The sequence below is a fragment of the Chitinophaga silvisoli genome, from assembly GCF_003412465.1.
Classification (GTDB): domain Bacteria; phylum Bacteroidota; class Bacteroidia; order Chitinophagales; family Chitinophagaceae; genus Chitinophaga; species Chitinophaga silvisoli.
In genome coordinates this window covers 970,294-989,519 of sequence record NZ_QTJV01000001.1, presented here as the reverse complement: position 1 = coordinate 989,519, position 19,226 = coordinate 970,294, and the positions used below count along the sequence as shown (strand labels likewise).

The 19,226-nt window shown below is 44.5% G+C and carries 20 protein-coding genes; 12 read left to right on the top strand and 8 right to left on the bottom strand.

Features of this window, described 5'->3' with window-relative positions; genetic code table 11:
- Positions 1-51 precede the first annotated feature (51 nt).
- On the bottom strand, positions 52-783 hold the full coding sequence (locus DXN04_RS04010; protein ID WP_262512429.1) for a polysaccharide biosynthesis/export family protein: 732 nt from the start codon (positions 781-783) through the stop codon (positions 52-54).
- 221 nt (positions 784-1,004) lie between these two features.
- Positions 1,005-1,694, bottom strand: coding sequence for a response regulator (locus tag DXN04_RS04005; protein WP_116851993.1), 690 nt, complete (start codon positions 1,692-1,694; stop codon positions 1,005-1,007).
- Between the two features lie 439 nt (positions 1,695-2,133).
- On the opposite strand from DXN04_RS04005, the gene DXN04_RS04000 reads away from it, so the two are divergent.
- Positions 2,134-2,871, top strand: coding sequence for a sensor histidine kinase (locus DXN04_RS04000; protein ID WP_116851992.1), 738 nt, complete (start codon positions 2,134-2,136; stop codon positions 2,869-2,871).
- 9 nt (positions 2,872-2,880) lie between these two features.
- Positions 2,881-3,273, top strand: coding sequence for a response regulator (locus DXN04_RS03995; protein WP_116851991.1), 393 nt, complete (start codon positions 2,881-2,883; stop codon positions 3,271-3,273).
- On the opposite strand, the gene DXN04_RS03990 is transcribed toward DXN04_RS03995, so the two are convergent.
- Positions 3,245-4,840, bottom strand: a complete 1,596-nt coding sequence (locus DXN04_RS03990; protein WP_116851990.1) for a T9SS type B sorting domain-containing protein — start codon at positions 4,838-4,840, stop codon at positions 3,245-3,247. The two genes, DXN04_RS03995 and DXN04_RS03990, sit on opposite strands and share 29 nt — an antisense overlap.
- 765 nt (positions 4,841-5,605) lie before the next feature.
- Between DXN04_RS03990 and DXN04_RS03985 the strand changes: the two genes are divergently transcribed.
- On the top strand, positions 5,606-6,304 hold the full coding sequence (locus DXN04_RS03985; RefSeq protein ID WP_116851989.1) for a hypothetical protein: 699 nt from the start codon (positions 5,606-5,608) through the stop codon (positions 6,302-6,304).
- On the opposite strand, the gene DXN04_RS03980 is transcribed toward DXN04_RS03985, so the two are convergent.
- The gene (locus DXN04_RS03980) at positions 6,301-7,284 is read right to left on the bottom strand and encodes an acyl transferase (protein WP_116851988.1); all 984 of its coding nucleotides are present in this window, start codon (positions 7,282-7,284) and stop codon (positions 6,301-6,303) included. The two genes, DXN04_RS03985 and DXN04_RS03980, sit on opposite strands and share 4 nt — an antisense overlap.
- 183 nt (positions 7,285-7,467) lie before the next feature.
- Here DXN04_RS03980 and DXN04_RS03975 point away from each other — a divergent pair, with 183 nt between their 5' ends.
- The 5 genes from DXN04_RS03975 to bioB all read left to right on the top strand — a co-directional run bounded on the left by DXN04_RS03975 (position 7,468) and on the right by bioB (position 12,661).
- A complete protein-coding gene (locus DXN04_RS03975) occupies positions 7,468-7,908 on the top strand; it encodes a hypothetical protein (RefSeq protein ID WP_116851987.1) in 441 nt (146 codons plus the stop codon).
- Between the two features lie 116 nt (positions 7,909-8,024).
- A complete protein-coding gene (locus DXN04_RS03970; RefSeq protein ID WP_116851986.1) occupies positions 8,025-9,563 on the top strand; it encodes an acyl-CoA carboxylase subunit beta in 1,539 nt (512 codons plus the stop codon).
- A gap of 22 nt (positions 9,564-9,585) precedes the next feature.
- Positions 9,586-10,416: a UbiA prenyltransferase family protein gene (locus DXN04_RS03965; RefSeq protein WP_116851985.1), complete on the top strand. Its 831-nt coding sequence runs from the start codon at positions 9,586-9,588 to the stop codon at positions 10,414-10,416.
- Positions 10,417-10,479: 63 nt separating this feature from the next.
- Positions 10,480-11,580, top strand: coding sequence for a M42 family metallopeptidase (locus DXN04_RS03960; RefSeq protein WP_116851984.1), 1,101 nt, complete (start codon positions 10,480-10,482; stop codon positions 11,578-11,580).
- Between the two features lie 88 nt (positions 11,581-11,668).
- Positions 11,669-12,661, top strand: coding sequence for a biotin synthase BioB (gene bioB / locus DXN04_RS03955; protein ID WP_116851983.1), 993 nt, complete (start codon positions 11,669-11,671; stop codon positions 12,659-12,661).
- A 78-nt stretch (positions 12,662-12,739) separates the two neighbouring features.
- Here bioB and aroQ read toward each other — a convergent pair whose 3' ends face one another.
- From aroQ to ytxJ, 3 genes are all read right to left on the bottom strand, one after another.
- Entirely contained in the window at positions 12,740-13,153 is a 414-nt protein-coding gene (aroQ, locus tag DXN04_RS03950; protein WP_116851982.1) for a type II 3-dehydroquinate dehydratase, read from the bottom strand.
- Between the two features lie 17 nt (positions 13,154-13,170).
- Positions 13,171-13,734, bottom strand: a complete 564-nt coding sequence (locus DXN04_RS03945; RefSeq protein ID WP_116851981.1) for a UbiX family flavin prenyltransferase — start codon at positions 13,732-13,734, stop codon at positions 13,171-13,173.
- A gap of 138 nt (positions 13,735-13,872) precedes the next feature.
- Entirely contained in the window at positions 13,873-14,202 is a 330-nt protein-coding gene (gene ytxJ, locus DXN04_RS03940; RefSeq protein WP_116851980.1) for a bacillithiol system redox-active protein YtxJ, read from the bottom strand.
- Positions 14,203-14,531: 329 nt separating this feature from the next.
- Between ytxJ and DXN04_RS03930 the strand changes: the two genes are divergently transcribed.
- The 4 genes from DXN04_RS03930 to DXN04_RS03915 all read left to right on the top strand — a co-directional run bounded on the left by DXN04_RS03930 (position 14,532) and on the right by DXN04_RS03915 (position 18,418).
- Positions 14,532-15,884: a UDP-N-acetylmuramate--L-alanine ligase gene (locus DXN04_RS03930; protein WP_116851978.1), complete on the top strand. Its 1,353-nt coding sequence runs from the start codon at positions 14,532-14,534 to the stop codon at positions 15,882-15,884.
- Positions 15,885-15,893: 9 nt separating this feature from the next.
- The gene (locus tag DXN04_RS03925; protein ID WP_116851977.1) at positions 15,894-16,667 is read left to right on the top strand and encodes a 3'-5' exonuclease; all 774 of its coding nucleotides are present in this window, start codon (positions 15,894-15,896) and stop codon (positions 16,665-16,667) included.
- 69 nt (positions 16,668-16,736) lie between these two features.
- Positions 16,737-17,501, top strand: coding sequence for a polyprenol monophosphomannose synthase (locus tag DXN04_RS03920; RefSeq protein ID WP_116851976.1), 765 nt, complete (start codon positions 16,737-16,739; stop codon positions 17,499-17,501).
- A gap of 50 nt (positions 17,502-17,551) precedes the next feature.
- Entirely contained in the window at positions 17,552-18,418 is an 867-nt protein-coding gene (locus DXN04_RS03915; protein ID WP_116851975.1) for a DMT family transporter, read from the top strand.
- Positions 18,419-18,461: 43 nt separating this feature from the next.
- On the opposite strand, the gene DXN04_RS03910 is transcribed toward DXN04_RS03915, so the two are convergent.
- Positions 18,462-19,223 (bottom strand): DUF4397 domain-containing protein, encoded by a 762-nt coding sequence (locus DXN04_RS03910; protein WP_158568836.1) that lies wholly within the window; start codon positions 19,221-19,223, stop codon positions 18,462-18,464.
- Positions 19,224-19,226 lie beyond the last annotated feature (3 nt).

The following is a 19,226-nucleotide window of genomic DNA, read 5'->3' as shown; positions in this document are numbered from 1 at the left end:
GACCTGTATAATCTGGTTGCATGGTTTCTCAATAAATCAATAGCAGTGTCTCTAATTAATTACTAACCTGTCTAAAATAATTACCAGCAGTGATATACTACTAATGATAATCGGCAATACCTGTCTGGTGGTGTTTGTACTGGCCACCTTCGCCTTGGTAGGCTCTACATAAACAATATCATTAGAACGCAGGTAATAATAAGGCGATGATAACAGCGATCTGTCATTCAGATTAAGCCGCTTTACTGTTCTTGTTCCATCGTCACTTTCGCGTATAAGCATCACGTTTTCTTTCTTACCGAATGCTGTAATGTCGCCGGCCAGTCCCAGTGCCTCCAGCACAGTGACCCTGTCATTGCTGACGTTCACTACCTGCGGTCTGGCCACTTCACCGATTACGGTTATACGATAATTCAGAAACCGTACGCTGACTACCGGATCTACAAGGAGCTTCCGCTCTGTTAGCTGATCCCGTATCTTTTTTGTCAGCTGAGCCTTGGTAAGACCTGTAACCTTTACCTGGCCTAATACAGGATACTGTATGTATCCCGAGTCATCAACTAAAAATCCTGTTGCCTGGGGACCACTGCTTGCAGCCCCTCCCACAGCGGCCATGCTAGGCGTGTTGTAGATTACTGCATCCTCCGCGTTCATTGAACTAACCGTGATTTGCAGAATGTCATTTTTCTGTATTACCGGCTCAAAATTTCCTTGTATGGGTGCCAATACAGTATCTGGCAAATCGTGAAAATACACTGATTGCTTCGTACTAACACAAGACATAAAGAAACAGCAGATAAGGACCGGAAAAACGATTCGGGTTAAATAATCCTTACTTAAAGACATTGTTCCAATTATTATTATTTAGGTTTTTCTTCCGCGCTTTCCGTATTACAATATTAGTTTATCAAGCCCTCTGACACTATTACTTACTAGAGTATAAATCGCAGTATTCACACAAACGTGTCTACTAAAGATAGTAGTGCTTACGCATGCAACACGTTTCATAATCCGAAAAACTGATTTGAATAAAATCCTGCAAAACCCACAAATAATAAGGCTGTACACAAACTATTCGACCAGATTTTTGAGATCAATTCGGATTTTGTAGCAACATTTAGCTTTTGATATACTTTCTTGAGATGTTGGTTGACAGTAAAGACAGTAACAAATAATTTGTCTGCCATTTCCTTATATGAGTAACCTTCTTTGAGCAATGCCAGTAACTCATATTCCCGCTTGGTGAGCTTGTGCCTCACATCTTCTAATGGATCCTTATTTATATGGTTGATCAACAAGTGCGCGGCTTTTGGCGATAAGGTCCCTCCCTCGCTGATGGCATCTAATATTGAATGATAAATTTCCATCAGACGACTTGTCTTAATGATATATCCGTTCGCACCATTACGAATCGACTCTATTACATAATGCTTACCATCATGCCCGGAAAGGACAATGATCTTCGCTTCAGGATATACACGACGCAGTTCCTGCATACCTTGTATACCTGATTCTCCGGGCAGGGAAATGTCTAAAAGGATGACATTAACATCTACCTCTTTGAAGGAGAGCTCTCTGAACTCCTCCATCGATTTGCATGCAAAGACAACCTTACACTCCTGAAAATCCTCGAGAAACTCCCGATAGTTATTCAATTGAAAATAGTTATCCTCTATAATTCCGATGTTGATCATAGGTGCTTAATTAACTTGGTTTTTTTTCCAATATGATATGGTCTTTCCTAAAATTATTACTAACTCCTTTCAAACAAAAATGATTCCAGAAAAGCCGGGACGGGTATGAAATTTTAATTAATCACCGAGCAGAGCCTTACATATTATGGTTAATCCCTCACTGTTTCAATGTTACTATTGCAAAAAATTCTATGTGTCTACTTTGGTTAACATCCTGGCAAAAAAATTGTTCACTTATATTTTAATGGTAATTTAAAATTAATCATTTTACGAGAGAATTTCACCTTTATAATTAAATACTTAATGACTATCTTGTCCATCTTAATTGAAAGACCAGCTATACAATACCCATGAGTAACATTAGTTTATTTACTATGTGAACAATTTTCTACAAGTCGTGCATACCACAATTTCAAAAATAGACGTTAACCGTAGTCACATGAAAAATGGAGAGACGACTGCATCACAGGACGCAGTGAATTTATTGAATAACGCAAGCAATATCATTGCTATTACATCGCATGAATTTAAAACGCCGCTGACCGCCATATCAGCTGCGGTGGAATTATTAGCAGCCAGACTACACAGCAGTCAACAGATGGACGCATTCTATGAGAAAAATCTGTCACGTATAACGACTGAAATTTTCAGACTCAATAGTATGCTTGACGATATGCTCACTATCAACAGCATCATGTCTGGTCGGATGTCATTGAAAAAACAAGTTATTGACGTGGTTCACCTGCTCACCACCTTGCGGTCCAATTACTATGCAGATCCCGAAGATACCCGGACCTTCGAACTCCTTGTCACCGGTATCCCACAGGGTATATATGCTGACCACAATCAACTGAACAGGATTTTTATGAATCTCGTAGGTAATGCCTTCAAATTTTCAAGAGAAAAGGCACCGCTGGTAAAAGTGGATTTTGAAGAACACCAGGTAGTGATCCGTGTCATTGATGACGGTATCGGAATTCCTGAAGCAGACCTCCCGCAATTATTTCAACCCTTCTTCAGGGCCAGTAATGTCAATGAGATTGCAGGTACCGGGTTAGGGCTATCAATTGTTAAAACTTTTGTACAGGAAAATAATGGCACTATTACTGTAGATAGTATAGCTGGTGAAGGCAGTACATTCACCCTTTCCTTTCTATATCATTCGGATTCTCTATAGAGAAAAGCTATGCAACATACCATTTTATTAATAGAAGATAAAACAGGTTTGAGAGATACATTACAAAGCCTGCTGGAGCTTCACCAATACCAGGTTATTACCGCGGCAAACGGGGAAGAAGGCATTCATCTGGCCACAGAACACCTGCCCCACCTGGTGATCAGTGATATCTACATGCCGGTACTGAACGGGTACCAGCTACTGGAAGCATTTCAGGCACACGAACAACTGCGTTATATTCCTGTCATCATCCTCAGCGCAAGATCAGCAACAGAAGAAGTGAACCTCGCCCTGGCAAAAGGCGCAGCAGCCTACATCAACAAACCTTTCCTGTTTGCCAATCTGAATGCGAATATCCAGCAACTACTCCAGACTAGCGGAGCAGCACCACTGAACCTCTGAGCTCCATACGCTCATTGTTCCTGTCATTGAAACTGCAGACATAAATAAATGCCTGCTGATCCTGTATGACTCCTTTTACATAGCCATCCCAGCCCGCCTGCGGATCCCGGCTGCGGAATACCAGTCCGCCCCAGCGATTGTACACACTCAGTTCATAATTGGTCAACGCATCGAATACTTTAGGTTTTAACAAATCATTGTTTCCATCCCCATTTGGACTAAATGCCGTAGGCATCACGACCAGGCAGTTTTTAAACGGAGAGTTAATGTTGGCACTCCCGCTAATCGTACAACCATTGGTATCCGCTACTTCAAAGATATAATGACCAGCCTTCAATGAGGAAAGGATACTATCAGTTTGCCAGGCCTCGTTGTCAATATGATATTTATAGGGCTGAGTACCCCCTTCTATTTGTAAGACTACCTTTCCATCCTGCGTTTCACTGCAACTACAGGGCTTTATTTCTACCTGCTTCAGCGACAGTGGTTCAGGATCCCGCAACAATGCAGTCAGCGTATCGGTACATACCTGTTCATCTCTCACATAGACCTGGTAGCGGCCTTCATCCAGGCCTTTGAATACTGAATCTTTGACTGCAGTATGATCATCCAGCACAAAGCGATAAGGCGGCATACCTCCCGTAACAGCTACATGAATTTCTGCATTGTGACTACCCGCACATGTAGCAGGTATGGTGGTGAGTGTAGTTGTAAGACTGGATACACCTACCGTGACAGTACCCCCACCTGTTGCACCATTTGCCGCAGTGACCACTACAGTGTATTCACCGGGTGGCACCCGGTCCACTTTTGCAGTCGTATAATTGCCCGGCATCCAGAGATAAGTATAAGTAGTATGATAGTCTACAGGAGTTACCTGTATTGTACCAGTACTGGCATTGTTACAACTCGGTGTAGCCGAAAGCGTAGTTTTGATCACCTGGCGGATATTGGAGAAATTATCGATCAGTACCGCTGTACCTATATTACTTACACTACAGGACTCATAAGGATCCGCCCAGATCGAAATGTATGTATAGGTGGCAGTGGGTTCGAGTATTGCATAAAAACGCCTCCAGGTAGTATCCGTAAAAGGCCCGGACGACCATAGTCGCTGTGCGGTATCCTTCGGACTATTGCCGCCATAAATGGTCAGGTTTCCGTTACACGCTGCCTGCAGGTACCTGGGTGAATAAGCCAGGTCTACGGAAATAGCATAAGCCAGTCCCTTTTCAAGAGGAGCAGCCAGCAGCTGGGCTAAACCTTCCCTGTATGCAGGCCCGCTATGCAGACCGGCATAAGACTTACCATCAGCCGGCCGCTTATAAATATTGAGCGGACCAGGGAGTACATCGGGCGTGTTGGAGGCTGCTATCCAGCCGTCGGGCACACTATCCCTTCCAATATTTCCTTCCATAGACGGGTTGCTTAGCTCAATTACCTGGGCACAGGCATATTGATGCAGACAAACATTCACTGTTATGACACATAAAATACGGGTTATTACACGCGCCATATAGCCATGGCGGTGCAGTACCCGTATTCTTGCAAATACAGGCAACGACATAGGATATTTTTTTAGATCACGGGATGAAAAGCCAACAACACTCTATGCCCGAAGTATTGGAGCATGGAATGATTCATTTTCATAGGTCAGGACGAAGGCAGACCGGGGGCTTGGTGTTCCCAATCTCTGCATCCTTTATAAGGTTATTGGCTTATTGCATTCTCAGGTGAAACAAAGATACAATATATTTAAATACGCTATATGTTAATAAATGATTTTCTTGTATTGACGAGGTTGATGATCACCTCCCTTATTTAAGTAATATTCTAATAAGGAGGTAGATTTCAGGGGAAAAATAGCGGGCTGAGTCATGTGAAAAATATTTCTGACACGCAAATATTCCGTAGATAACCCGCAGGTATCCCGCCTCTTTTAGAATGCGGGTTATTGGCGGGTTATATGCGGGTTATCTGCGGGTTATCTGCGGAATATCTCCCTTAGAAAGCACATTGTCTTAGTACGAAAAACCTTACAGTTGACGTATTGTATGCAGAATTAGCTTTACAGGTTGGAGCTTGGTTCAGCGAGCGCTTTACAGGTGTAAATTACTCATTACTTTGTTTCTTTCTTCCATTTTGAGGACAAACAAAGGGGGCTGGTCCTAAGATAGGTTTACACCACGGTTCATTAATCCTTTTAGAAGTTTACAATGTTTGTTCCCGGAAAACAGCTTTAAGCACCGAAAAGAGAATTCTTAACTTTTTCCTTCCCCTTATTTTCAATATATTGCAAGCAGTGGCACCTATGCCAGGCCCGTAAGTAAGTATGAAGAAACAGACACATTTCATCACAAGCACTTACTTCATTTCCCTGATCAAATCATGGTTACAGGGTACCAAAACACGACCTGAAATCATATCCGAGACTGCAGACGTATTACATTTAACCAGCATCGATCCAAGCGATGTCACTTATCTGCTTATTACTGTCGCCAGGGAAATGAATGAAGACTTTTATACAGACATCGTCGCCCACATCAATTATGATGCGGACACAGTCCCTACGCGCAAAGGCCTGATACACCACCTCAACGCCCTGCTGGCGGAAGAAATTACACTGCAGGAATTCATGGAATGGGCACGCTGGTACAGCATAGACGAAGACCAGCTGAGCGCAGGAATTTTTGAAGATTTTGTAGTGGAGTATTTTTGCCTGGACTTTTTGTCGGCCAACGATGATGTCTTCTCGCCCTACATGTGCAGGCGGGCATTGGAAATCCTGGAATATACCGGCGCTTCGCCCACACAGCAGAAGATAGCCTTAACTCTTTTACCAGGCCATGAACTGGACGATTTCAAGGAGTTTTTATCCCAGGTAGCATCACAACATCCCTCAACCACATTTATAGACCGGTACCTCATGAAAAAATTTGGAATGGACCACGAGAGTTTCCCATATATGCAGGAACTCCTGACGCAAGGAACAGCAGCATTATTGAAGAAAGCGCAATTGCTCACTACTTAACTTACCATCAGACTACATCCCCGTAAAGCAGAATTATCAAGCCTGCCCAATACTTCGAAAGTACCATGCTCATGTAAGCGACCTATGTCTTCAGTGGCAATGAAAGAACAGGAATACACATTAGCAAGGTCTACTACATTGATCACACCGGCCGCTTTTTCAGTATAGAGCTGGAATGGGTCATTTTCGTCCCTGACCAGTACCTTCATCCATGGTGGGGTATTGAATAAGCCCTGGCCATAGCTATAGGCCTGGCTGAGTAACTCAGTCATGCCGTATTCTGCATGAATATGGCTGCAACCCAGCCTTTCCTTCAGGAAACCATGCACCTGGTCGCGGGTCCATTCTTCTCTCCTGCCTTTCATACCGCCGGTTTCCATGACGATGGTATTTTTGAGCTGCAGCGCGTATTGCTCTGCAAAGTCCAGGAGGCCGAAGGTAACCCCGATCAGCAGGGTTTTCTGCCCACGGGCTTCCAATTCCAGCAGCTGGTGGTAGAGCTTGTCATGTTCATACAGGTAAAAACCGCTGGCCGGATGACCACTGCGCTGCACCATGTCCTGCACCATGTAGACGAGACTGGAATGCTGTCTCTCCAGGTAGGAAGGTAACAGGCCGACTACTACAAAGTCTGTAACAGGGCCATAAAAACGCTCAAAAGCCGTAAGAAAACTTTGCTCATAGATAGCCGCCTCCTTTACCAGGTGCCGGCTATTGATGGTCTGGGTAGTACCACTGCTTTCAAATACCAGCTGGGGCTCAAAATTGCCGCAGGTGATCTGATGGGTTTTGAAAAACTGGATAGGGAGGAAAGGTATCTGCGCCAGGGAACGGACCTTGTCCGGCTGGATACGCAGGGCATCTGTGTAAGCACGATATAATGCATTTTCACGATACTGAAAACGAAAGGTCTCAAGGGACAATGTTTCCAGGTCCGACCCGTCTGAAGAAAATATTGCTGCTGTAGAAATGCCACTCATAAACACTGATTAGTAAAACCGTACAAAGTTAGGGGGAAAGACGTAACAAAAAATGCGAATTCAACGTTATTAGGATCAGGGGTGTCACAATTTCATTTTCCTGCCCGAAAGGAAATTCAACTGCAACACTCCCCCGGGGTTCGTTTATTAGATAGAGTTAAAAAAATAATGTAGGTTTGTTATATGAAGAAAATAGCTTTTTTATCCCTCTTTTCTTTACTGGCCATTGGAGCCTGTAAAAAAGACTCAATGGGCACCAAACCGGTGATCGCATTTAAATCTTATTCTTCTTCCCCTGTTTTATCCAATTCAGGTATGGACATTACATTTGATGTAAGCGACGGAGACGGGGACATTGAAAATACTTTCAATTTCGCCGCCATCTACGACGTAAAACCACTGGATACTGCTTTTGAATCCCGCCCGATGCCAAGCCTGGATGCCCACAAAGGCAGCAAGCTGACAGCAGAAGTGATTCTTCACCTGATCTCAACGGACTTCCCGCAAATTGGTGATAACCCGGTTGAAAAGGATAGCGTGCACTACCTGGTCTTCATTAAGGACGATGCTGGCAATAACAGTGATACCATCGCCACTCCCAAAGTGCAAGTGGTCTACCAATAAATTATTTACCCTAAGATACCTTTTTATAAAAAACGCTTTTGCCGCTGGCAAAAGCGTTTTTTTATGTTTTTTTCCCCGATATTTAGTGTTCGCGCGTTATTTAACACCTAGATACAATGGATAAGACCACGGAACTCCAAAACAGAATAGCCGAAGCTATGCTCGGCGGAGGCGAAGCCCGCATTGCCTCGCAGCATAAAAAAGGAAAACTGACAGCTCGTGAAAGATTGCAATTACTCATGGACGAAGGTTCTTTTGAAGAACTGGACATGTTTGTACATAATCGTAACCGTGGCATGACCACCGACCAGGAGCAATTTCCCGGCGATGGCGTAGTCACCGGTTTTGGCACTATCAATAGCCGTCTCGTCTATGTTTTCTCACAGGATTTTACGGTGTATGGCGGTAGTCTTTCTGAACCTCATGCCCGCAAGATCTGTAAGATCATGGACCTGGCTATGCAGAACGGCGCACCCGTTATCGGCCTGAACGATAGTGGGGGCGCACGCATACAGGAAGGCGTAGTAAGCCTGGGCGGCTATGCTGATATCTTTTACCGCAATACACGGGCCTCCGGAGTGATCCCCCAGATCTCCGCAATCATGGGTCCCTGTGCAGGTGGGGCTGTTTACTCCCCTGCTATCACCGATTTTATCCTGATGGTAGAGCAGAGCTCATATATGTTTGTGACCGGGCCCAATGTGGTAAAAACCGTTACCCACGAAGAAGTGACTTCCGAAGAACTGGGAGGTGCCCATACCCATGCTACCAGGAGCGGGGTTACACATTTTAGCTGTGCAAATGAAGTGGAATGCATTCAAAACATCAGGCAGTTACTGAGCTATATACCGCAGAACTGTGAGGAAGATGCCCCGAAGTACCCTTATACACCGGCAGATGAACAAAGAGCATCGCTGAATACAATTATTCCGGCGAACAGCAACCAGCCTTATGATATGAAGGAAGTGATAGCACAGTTGACAGATACGGATAGTTTCTTCGAAGTACATGCAAATTATGCAGAGAATATCATTGTTGGTTTTGCCCGTATCGCAGGCAGGAGTATTGGTATAGTAGCCAATCAGCCGGCACACCTGGCAGGTGTTCTGGATATTAAAGCCTCTGTAAAAGGTGCACGCTTTACCCGTTTCTGCGATGCATTTAATGTACCACTGCTGGTATTGGTAGACGTACCGGGCTTCCTGCCGGGAACGGACCAGGAATGGAATGGCATCATTACCAATGGCGCAAAATTGCTCTTTGCACTGAGTGAAGCCACCGTACCGAAGATAACTGTGACGACCCGCAAAGCCTATGGCGGTGCTTATTGTGTGATGAACTCAAAGCATATCGGGGCCGACCTCAACTTTGCTTTTCCACAGGCAGAAATTGCAGTGATGGGACCTAAAGGTGCAGTAGAGATTATTTATAAAAGAGAGATTGATACAGCACCAGATCCGGAAGCAAGAATGAATGAACTGGTAGCTGAATATACAGAACGGTATGCCAATCCCTATTTAGCGGCAGAGAAGGGATTTATAGATGAAGTAATTGTGCCTGATCAGGCAAGGATTAAGCTGATCAGGGGATATGCCATGCTTGAAAATAAAGTGGTGACGCTGCCCCGCAAAAAGCACGGCAATATTCCTTTGTAATTGCCGTAAATTGCATCTCACTATGTTCAGGGCATTTACTAACTTTTTATTATTCTCGTCGGTCTACGTCTCGCTCTGTGCCATATTACTGATATGGCAAACGAACACTATATTGAATTTACATCCTGTCAATTTCGACTATTATAAATTCGCCTTTTTTTCGACGATCTGCAGTTACAATTTTCACTGGTATCTTACACCTGCAGCTTACTCCGGTTCTCCCCGCCTGCAGTGGGGCGTAAGACATAAGAACCTGCAGCTGGTCTTCACCATTATCGGGTTAATCGGTGCGGCAATCTACTTCCGGGATCTGAAGGCATACTGGCTGGAATTAAGTGGAGCGGCCTTTCTGACCTTCCTGTATTCAGCACCTAAGATCCCCTTCCCTCCTTTCACCTGGCTTCGCAGGATTGCCATTGGTAAAACAATCTTTCTTACTGCCGTATGGGTATACGTTACGAATGTACTGCCTGTGTTGCTGAGTGGTGGTCATTTTACAACACAGGCAGTGTTTTACATTGTGCACAGGTTCTTTATCATATATGCATTGTGTATACTCTTCGATCACCGTGATCTGGAGTCAGATAAAAAGGAAGGGATCCGATCGCTCATTACATGGCTGAGTATACCAGGGATGATGCGCTTATACTTCTTCTCATTGCTGTTTGCTGCAGGTTTTGCATTGCTCGTATGCCGGGATATCATTACATTTTATCTGCTGATACCAATCGTCATCACGGCGGTTTTAACAAAATATACACTCAATACGAGATCTGATTATTACTACTACTTTGTGCTGGATGGGCTGGTCATGTTATCAGCCTTTTTACATTATATAGCCGTGGTTGCCTGATAATTAAGGTCTATACACCTAATAGCTTTTTCTTACTTTTGTTCCATAAATTACATTAACAGCATGTCAAAAAAGCAAAAGTCCGTATTAAGCAAGGACGCGCTTACGTTCCTGCGGAATTACCTGAATAATCCCTCCCCTACTGGTTTTGAGAAGGAAGGACAGAAACTGTGGCTGGAATACCTGAAGCCTTACATAGATGAGTACTTTGTAGATGCATATGGTTCTGCGGTGGGAGTAATCAATCCCAAAGCACCATTCAAAGTGGTGATTGAAGCACATGCGGACGAAATTTCCTGGTTTGTAAATTATATTTCACCTGAAGGTCTGATTTATGTGATCCGTAATGGTGGTTCTGATCAGCAGATTGCACCATCGAAGAGAGTGAATATTCATACAGAGAACGGCCCGGTAAAGGCAGTGTTCGGATGGCCGGCTATTCACACCCGTATGCGTAGCACAGAAGGTAAAGAGCCACAACCGAAAGTTGACAACATCTTCCTGGATTGTGGTGCACGCAGCCGTAAGGAAGTAGAAGAACTGGGTATTCATGTAGGTTGTGTGGTAACTTTCGAAGATGGATTCGAAGAGCTGTCCCACGATTATTATGTATGCCGTGCGATCGACAACCGTATTGGTGGTTTTATGATTGCGGAAGTGGCACGTATGCTGAAAGAAAAGAAGCAGGAGCTGCCTTTCGGCCTGTACATCGTGAATGCGGTACAGGAAGAAGTGGGTCTGAGAGGTGCTGAGATGATTGCAAAACGCATCAAGCCGAATGTTGCGATCATTACGGACGTTACACACGATACCACCACCCCTATGATCAACAAGAACATAGAAGGTGAAATCAGGTGTGGGTCTGGTCCAAGCATTACTTATGGTCCGGCGGTGCACAACATTCTGCGTGACCTGATCATTAAGACAGCGAAGAAAAATGATATTCCTCACCAGCTGCATGCAGTAAGCCGCAGTACAGGTACTGATACTGATGCATTTGCGTATGCAAATGACGGAACCCCGTCAGCTTTGATCAGCTTACCGCTGCGCTATATGCATACCACGGTAGAAATGGTGAAGAAAGACGATATTGAGAATACTATTCTATTGATTTACAATACCTTACTCAACATTACACCAAAAACAAACTTTCTATACCTGTAATTAGGTGTTTAGACACCTAATCCATTCATACTCCGTTATTTGGCAGTATGGATTAAATGTATAGATTTGCTTCTCAAATTACATTATTATGCAAGATGTGCAGATCCGTCACGACTGGTCTATTGAAGAAATAAAAGAGATCTACAATACGCCCTTACTGGAGCTGGTTTTCCGTGCGGCATCTGTTCACAGGCAGACGCAGGATACGGCAGAAGTACAGGTTTGTACTTTGCTCTCCATCAAAACCGGTGGTTGTACCGAAGACTGTGCTTACTGCCCTCAGGCAGCGCGCTATAATACCGACATTAAAGTACATGGCCTGATGCAGAAGGATGCGGTGCTGGCTTATGCGCAGAAGGCGCGTGATGCTGGTTCTACCCGTTTCTGTATGGGGGCTGCATGGAGAGAGGTGCGTGATAACCGCGACTTCGACCGTGTACTTGATATGGTGAAAGGTGTAAATGAAATGGGAATGGAAGTATGCTGTACGCTCGGTATGCTTACGGAAGAACAGGCGCAGAAACTGGCGGATGCGGGCTTATATGCCTACAACCACAACCTGGATACTTCTGGTGAGTATTATGAGCAGATTATTACGACCAGGACTTATGACGACAGGCTGAAGACTTTGGATAATGTACGTAAAGCGGGTGTGAGTGTTTGCTGTGGTGGTATCATTGGTCTGGGTGAGAGTCACGAGGACCGCATTGGTATGCTCCATACGCTGAGCAATCTGCCTGTGCATCCGGATTCTGTGCCTATTAATGCATTGACGAGGGTGAAAGGTACGCCATTGGAAAATATGCCGAAAGTGCAGTTTTGGGACATGGTAAGGATGATTGCCACTACACGTATCCTGATGCCGAAGGCGATGGTACGTTTGAGTGCGGGTCGTGCGGAGATGAGTATGTCTGAGCAGGCGCTGTGTTTTATGGCGGGTGCGAATTCTATATTTACGGGAGAGAAGTTGCTGACGACTGCGAATCCGTCATTTGAAGAGGATCATATGATGTTTGAGTTGCTGGGATTGAAGCCGAGAGAGGCATTTAAGAACCAGGAAATCCAGGAAGCGATCTTCTGATAAAGAGATTAATCCAGCTAATAAAAAAATGGGCTTTTACTCCGGTAAAAGCCCATTTTTTTATTAGCTGGTAATTATCTATAAGAAATAATTTATTCCAAGCGCATACCCCTTCATCCCCAGGCCTGCAATCGTCCCTTTACACACCGGCGCTATCACCGACTTATGCCTGAACTCCTCTCTTGCATGCACATTACTGATGTGTATTTCCAATACCGGTGTTTTAATCGCCGCAATCGCATCCCTGATAGCTATTGAATAGTGGGTATACGCACCCGCATTCAACAGGATCCCATCATAAGTAAACCCTATCTCATGTAAAATATCGATGATATTCCCCTCGGAATTATTCTGAAAATATTCCAGCTCCACATCCGCAAATAACTGCTTCAGCTTCAGGAAATAATCTTCAAAAGGTTCATTTCCGTAGATCCCCGGCTCTCTTTTACCCAATAAATTCAGGTTAGGGCCATTAATGATTGCTATTTTCATTGGTACAAATTACTAATTTATTCTTGTCCCCATCTATAAGTCTCCTGCTGGATCCCGATCAGGTCAAGCACCCTGTCTACCACGGTAGCTGCTACTTCTTCCATATTCTTTGGCACACTATAGAAAGATGGGGTAGCCGGACAAATGATCCCGCCCGCCTCTGTCACGGTGAGCATGTTCTTAATATGAATCACATTGTAAGGTGTTTCCCTCACCACGCAAATCAGTTTACGACGTTCCTTCAGCACCACATCGGCAGCACGGGTTATGAGGTCATTGCTGATCCCTCCGGCTATACGCCCCAGGGTTCCCATGGAACAGGGGCATATCACCATGGTGTCATACCTGCCGGATCCGCTGGCAAAGGGAGCCATGAAATCCTGCTGGGTATAGGTCTTAAAGGGCAAATCCTTGTAATCGTCCGTGCCCAGCTCCGTCGCCCACACCGTTTTGGCATTTTCCGTCATCACTATGGCAACCTGCTCTGTCTGTGCTGCCGCTTTTTCCAGCTTTTGCAACAACTGACGTGCGTAAATGGCCCCGCTGGCCCCGGTAACTGCTACAACTATACGGTGTTTCATGCGTACAAATCTAGTTAAAAAACGAAGCCACTTATTATTAGCCTGCACTAACAGGTGTTTTTCCCCCTGGATAAAAAAAATACCGGCCTGATGGCCGGTACTAATTTCTTTGGAATAAATAGCTGTAAGCTAATGGTCTTAATTTGCATGTGATACCAGCTCATCCATTATTATGGCACTATGGCTCTCATCATACACACACTTTCCATTTTTAATCAGCAACACCTGGGGAGATTCATGCTCTACACCAAAAGTCGCTGCAATTTCATCTGATATTTTCCGATACTTAATAAGGTCCAGATAATAGAAGGTCATATTTTCAGGCGCTTCAGCTCTGTCGAGCCTCGACTTTGCTACCGCACTGATGGAACAGCGGGTGCTGTGCTTAAAAATAACGACGGTTCCCGTTTCAGATGTTTCCTTGATGGTTTCTAACTGATCTTCAGTAGTTAAAGGTATCCAGTTCATTAACAATCTTTGCTGTTTGCCGCATGGCTCACCTTGCCTATCTTCATCGGACAGCCTAATTTGTTTTGAGACGCACACGATGTGAATAAAGTAGCAAAGATACAAATAAGCGCTGCGCCGCCCAAAACTTTGAATGATACTTGCATAAAGGGATGTTTAAGTGGTAAATGAAATTTCATAGGGAAAGGTGATATCACTTTTTTAATCGCCATTTTTTGACGTTACTTTGCAAATATAAAATTTATATTAAAAAATTTATTGATAATATCAGTCCTTTTTCCCGTTTCACATAAATATAACGCAAAATACCGGCAACTGTTTTATTGCATATGACAAAAGTACATTTTATTGCTATAGGTGGCAGCGTGATGCACCAGCTGGCAATTGCGCTGAAGTTGAAAGGTTACCAGGTGACCGGGAGCGACGACGAGATTTTCGAGCCGGCTCTCAGCAACCTGCGCCAGGCAGGGATTTTGCCTGCCACTATGGGTTGGGATGATTCCCGTATCAGCCCCGATCTGGATGCTGTCATTCTTGGTATGCACGCCCGTGGGGACAACCCTGAACTCCTGAAAGCCAGGGAATTAAATCTTAAAATCTACTCGTTCCCCGAATATATTTACCAGGAGAGCCTGCAGAAAAAACGTGTCGCTGTCGGTGGCAGTCATGGTAAAACGACCACAACTGCTATGATTATGCATGTGTTACAACAGGCAGGCAAGGATTTCGACTACCTGGTCGGTGCCCGCCTGGCCGGTTTTGCACAATCCGTAAATATTACCAATGCACCCACTATTGTCATGGAAGCGGATGAATATCCTGCCTCTGTGATTGAAAAGCGGCCTAAGTTTCATTTCCTCCACCCGCAGATTGCCGTTTTAACCGGTATTGCCTGGGATCATATCAACGTGTTCCCCACTTACGAGATTTACCTGGAACAATTTGTCATCTTCATCAGGACCATGGAAACGGGTGCCACCCTGATCTATAATGAAACTGATCCTGAGCTGGTAAAACTCGTGAATGCCGAAGGCGCTCACCTGAAACTGCTGCCTTATGGTGTTCCTGCGCATACTATCAGCAATGGTATCACCAGTGTCACCTTTGGTGGCGAAACGAAGGCAATGGAGGTATTCGGCGACCATAACCTGCTGAATATGCATGCTGCCCGACTGGTTTGCAATGAACTGGGTGTAGATGATACCACGTTTCTATCTGCTATCGCTACCTTTAAGGGCGCTGCGAAACGCCTGGAACTGGTAGGTAAAAATGACCATTGCGCTATTTACCGCGATTTTGCCCATGCACCGTCCAAGGTAAAGGCTACAATAGAAGCCCTGAAAGAGCAATATCCTTCCCGTACGCTGATTGCAGTACTGGAATTACATACTTACAGCAGCCTGAATGCCGCCTTTATGGTGCAGTACCAGGGTGCGATGGACAAGGCAGATATTCCTGCCGTATTCTATAGCCGTCACGCACTGGAAATCAAGCGTATGCCAGACCTGCAGCCGGAAGGCATCGCACAGGGATTTGGCAGAAATGATCTCCAGGTATTTAATAACAGAGAGCACCTGCAGGCATTTCTGGATGCACAAAATTACCAGAATGCAAACCTCCTCCTGATGAGTTCAGGAGATTATGAAGGAATGAACGTACCTTCGCTCACAAAGTATTTATAAAAATCAGTCATGCCATCATTGCAACTTAAAAGGCCCCTGGCCGTTATTGACCTTGAGACAACCGGTACCAACGTGGCCACAGACCGTATTATCGAGATTGCGATCATTAAAGTAATGCCCGATAAGAGCATTCAGCAAAAAACCAAACGCATCAACCCAGGCATGCCAATCCCTCCAGCTACCACCGCCATTCATGGCATCAGTGATGAAGATGTGAAGGATTGCCCTACTTTTAAACAAGCTGCAAATGAACTGAGACAGTTCATGGACAATTGCGATATAGCCGGATATAACTCAAACCGTTTCGACATACCGCTGCTGGTAGAAGAATTCCTCCGTACCGGACTGGAATTCGACGTTAAAGGACGTAAATTCATCGATGTACAGAAGATTTTCCACCTGATGGAGAAACGTACCCTCAGCGCGGCCTACAAATTCTACTGCGATAAGAACCTGGAGAATGCACATAGCGCGGAAGCCGATGCACTTGCTACTTACGAGATCCTGGAAGCCCAGCTCGACCGTTACGAACAGTTACAATCAGAAGTAGAACACCTTGCGGAATTTACTAAAGAAGAAGAATATGTTGACTTCGCCCGCCGCATGATCATGCAGAACGGCGTGGAAACTTTCAACTTCGGTAAATACAAAGGCAGGGCTGTCAGAGAAGTGCTGAAGATTGAGCCTCAATATTATGACTGGATGATGAAGGCCGATTTTCCATTGAATACCAAGCAAAAACTCACAGACATCTACCATAGTATGATGTTAAAAAAGATTTAATGTTTATAAAATAGGGAACATATTTCCCGATTATTATAATTTCGCAGTCCTAAAACAACACTTAGCTGATTGGAAAAGCTTGTCATCATTCCGACCTACAACGAGAAGGATAATATAAGAAAGATCATTGACGCGGTATTCACACTGCAGGAAGACTTTCACATTCTGATCGTTGACGATGGGTCGCCGGATGGAACCGGGAATATAGTAAAGTCCTTGCAGAAGCAACACCCGGGGGAACTCTTCCTTTCGGAGAGAAGCGGAAAGCAGGGGCTCGGTACTGCCTATATTCATGGGTTTAAGTGGGCGCTGGAAAAAGGATACCAGTACATCTTTGAGATGGATGCGGACTTTTCACACAACCCTAAAGACCTGCCCAGGCTATACAATGCCTGTGCAAAAGAAGGAGGGGATGTAGCCGTAGGCTCCCGCTATGTAAAAGGTGGCAGAACAGAAAACTGGCCATGGGATAGGGCTGTCCTCTCCTACGGCGCTTCTGTATACGTACGTTTCGTGACCTGGATGCGTGTGAAAGACGCTACTGCCGGATTCGTGTGTTACAAGAGACAGGTACTGGAAGCCATCAACCTGGATGCGATCCGCTTCGTAGGATATGCATTCCAGATAGAAATGAAATTCACTGCCTGGAAACTGGGCTTTAAGGTGAAGGAAGTGCCTATCACCTTTATAGATCGGAAAGAAGGATACTCCAAGATGAGTAAGGGGATTATTAAAGAAGGTGTGTGGGGAGTACTCAAGATTCAATGGGAGAGCCTGTTCAGGAAGTATGAGAGAAGAGTGCGGAACGAACAGTTACAGGAACAGGAACAATAGAGCATGCTGATATCGCTGTCACAGCATTTTGGCAGCGGACTGATACAAAAATGAAAAAACCTTTGCTGCAATTACACCTGTCAGTCTTCCTGGCAGGTTTTACAGGCATCCTGGGAAAACTGATTTCCCTCAATGAAGGATTGCTCGTTTGGTACCGACTATTATTCACTGTCATTTCTCTGTTTATTATATTTCGCTGGAAAGGAATGTTGTCGCGACTGTCGTGGAAACAGTTAGTACCTATTGGATTGAATGGTGTGGTGATTGCTATGCACTGGCTTTTCTTTTATGGGAGTATAAAGTACTCCAATGTCAGTATCGGGGTGGTCTGTTTTTCATTGACAAGTTTGTTTACAGCGATATTGGATCCGCTTATTAACCGCAGGAAATTTGATGCGAGGGAGTTATTGCTGAGCGGGATTACCCTGGCGGGGATCGTGATGATCTTCCATTTTGATTCGCAGTATCATACGGGGATTATTATGGGGATTGTGTCGTCTGTTTTTGCGGCCTTGTTTACCATTGTGAATAAGAAGTTGCTGGCGCATTACGATTCTCCTTCTATTACCTTTTACGAGTTATTGGTAGGATTTGTGGTATTATCACTGTTTATGCCGATGTACCTGGATTTGGTGAATCAGCATTTCCTGCTGCCTTCTACAAAGGATTTTATCTATTTGCTGATCCTGAGCTGGGCTTGTACAGTGTGTATGTATATGTTGCTGATGGCTGCTTTGAAGAAGGTAAGTTCTTTTACAACGAATCTGACGTTTAATTTAGAACCTGTTTATAGTATTATTATTGCCTTTGTGTTGTTCCAGGAGAATAAGCAGTTGAGTTGGGCTTTTTATGCGGGGTTGGGGTGTATTATTCTTTCGGTGTTTCTGCAGATGCGGAGAGTGGCGAAAACAATATAAATTTTTTAAAAAAGGGCGCTTCTCAGAAGCGCCCTTTTTATTTTTAATAATGTACATATCCAATCAGACCACGTGCCTTTGTGCCGGAAGTGACTGATATACTACCTTTGAAAATTACCGTGTAACTACGCTGTACCGTAAGGTTAGCGATATTACCTGTTGTCAGTGCCATGGTAGCAAAAACAGCCCTGCCTGACAATGGTGTACCTGCTGCTGCTGAACGGGTCACATAGAGTGTATCCTTCACGTTTACATTGTAAGGAATCGTCTTGTAATCACTCAGGTCACCGGGGTTCAATCCTGTTGCCACCACGCCATGTTTTGCTGAATACAGATCGACGGTTTTGCCGGTCGTATCGTTTAATACTGTGTGAATAAAGCGTACGGCTATTACCCCGGTATCAGGTTTTGGAAACGCATCTTCAGTAAAGAGCTGCCCTGCACTGGTCAGAATAAAAGTATAATATTTACCCGCCTCGAAATTATCACTGAAACTTTGTAAACTGATTGAATCGCCTACCAAAGTACCCGGTTTAAACAACTCCACTGTTTGTGTACCCGGATCAATCGTCAGATAAGAATTGACCCCGGATACCGGATAAATGCCATTGTACGTAATAGCCGCCCCGTTCACTTTTGTACCTCCTACATACAGGTTGAATGTATCCAGGTTCGTTGATGCATGCACTATTTTCAGATACGCTTTTCCACCTGTGCCTTCTTCAGTAGCATGAATCGTGAATTCTTTTTTACAGGCTGTTACCCCCATCAGTAAGGCCATACCTGCTAATATGAATCTACGCATATC

Excerpts from the sequence above, each read along its gene's own strand:
- DXN04_RS04010 (WP_262512429.1), bottom strand. The coding sequence starts at position 783 with ATGTCTTGTGTTAGTACGAAGCAATCAGTGTATTTTCACGATTTGCCA.
- DXN04_RS04005 (WP_116851993.1), bottom strand. The coding sequence starts at position 1,694 with ATGATCAACATCGGAATTATAGAGGATAACTATTTTCAATTGAATAAC.
- DXN04_RS04000 (WP_116851992.1), top strand. The coding sequence starts at position 2,134 with ATGAAAAATGGAGAGACGACTGCATCACAGGACGCAGTGAATTTATTG.
- DXN04_RS03995 (WP_116851991.1), top strand. The coding sequence starts at position 2,881 with ATGCAACATACCATTTTATTAATAGAAGATAAAACAGGTTTGAGAGAT.
- DXN04_RS03990 (WP_116851990.1), bottom strand. The coding sequence starts at position 4,840 with ATGTCGTTGCCTGTATTTGCAAGAATACGGGTACTGCACCGCCATGGC.
- DXN04_RS03985 (WP_116851989.1), top strand. The coding sequence starts at position 5,606 with ATGAAGAAACAGACACATTTCATCACAAGCACTTACTTCATTTCCCTG.
- DXN04_RS03980 (WP_116851988.1), bottom strand. The coding sequence starts at position 7,284 with ATGAGTGGCATTTCTACAGCAGCAATATTTTCTTCAGACGGGTCGGAC.
- DXN04_RS03975 (WP_116851987.1), top strand. The coding sequence starts at position 7,468 with ATGAAGAAAATAGCTTTTTTATCCCTCTTTTCTTTACTGGCCATTGGA.
- DXN04_RS03970 (WP_116851986.1), top strand. The coding sequence starts at position 8,025 with ATGGATAAGACCACGGAACTCCAAAACAGAATAGCCGAAGCTATGCTC.
- DXN04_RS03965 (WP_116851985.1), top strand. The coding sequence starts at position 9,586 with ATGTTCAGGGCATTTACTAACTTTTTATTATTCTCGTCGGTCTACGTC.
- DXN04_RS03960 (WP_116851984.1), top strand. The coding sequence starts at position 10,480 with ATGTCAAAAAAGCAAAAGTCCGTATTAAGCAAGGACGCGCTTACGTTC.
- bioB (WP_116851983.1), top strand. The coding sequence starts at position 11,669 with ATGCAAGATGTGCAGATCCGTCACGACTGGTCTATTGAAGAAATAAAA.
- aroQ (WP_116851982.1), bottom strand. The coding sequence starts at position 13,153 with ATGAAAATAGCAATCATTAATGGCCCTAACCTGAATTTATTGGGTAAA.
- DXN04_RS03945 (WP_116851981.1), bottom strand. The coding sequence starts at position 13,734 with ATGAAACACCGTATAGTTGTAGCAGTTACCGGGGCCAGCGGGGCCATT.
- ytxJ (WP_116851980.1), bottom strand. The coding sequence starts at position 14,202 with ATGAACTGGATACCTTTAACTACTGAAGATCAGTTAGAAACCATCAAG.
- DXN04_RS03930 (WP_116851978.1), top strand. The coding sequence starts at position 14,532 with ATGACAAAAGTACATTTTATTGCTATAGGTGGCAGCGTGATGCACCAG.
- DXN04_RS03925 (WP_116851977.1), top strand. The coding sequence starts at position 15,894 with ATGCCATCATTGCAACTTAAAAGGCCCCTGGCCGTTATTGACCTTGAG.
- DXN04_RS03915 (WP_116851975.1), top strand. The coding sequence starts at position 17,552 with ATGAAAAAACCTTTGCTGCAATTACACCTGTCAGTCTTCCTGGCAGGT.
- DXN04_RS03910 (WP_158568836.1), bottom strand. The coding sequence starts at position 19,223 with ATGCGTAGATTCATATTAGCAGGTATGGCCTTACTGATGGGGGTAACA.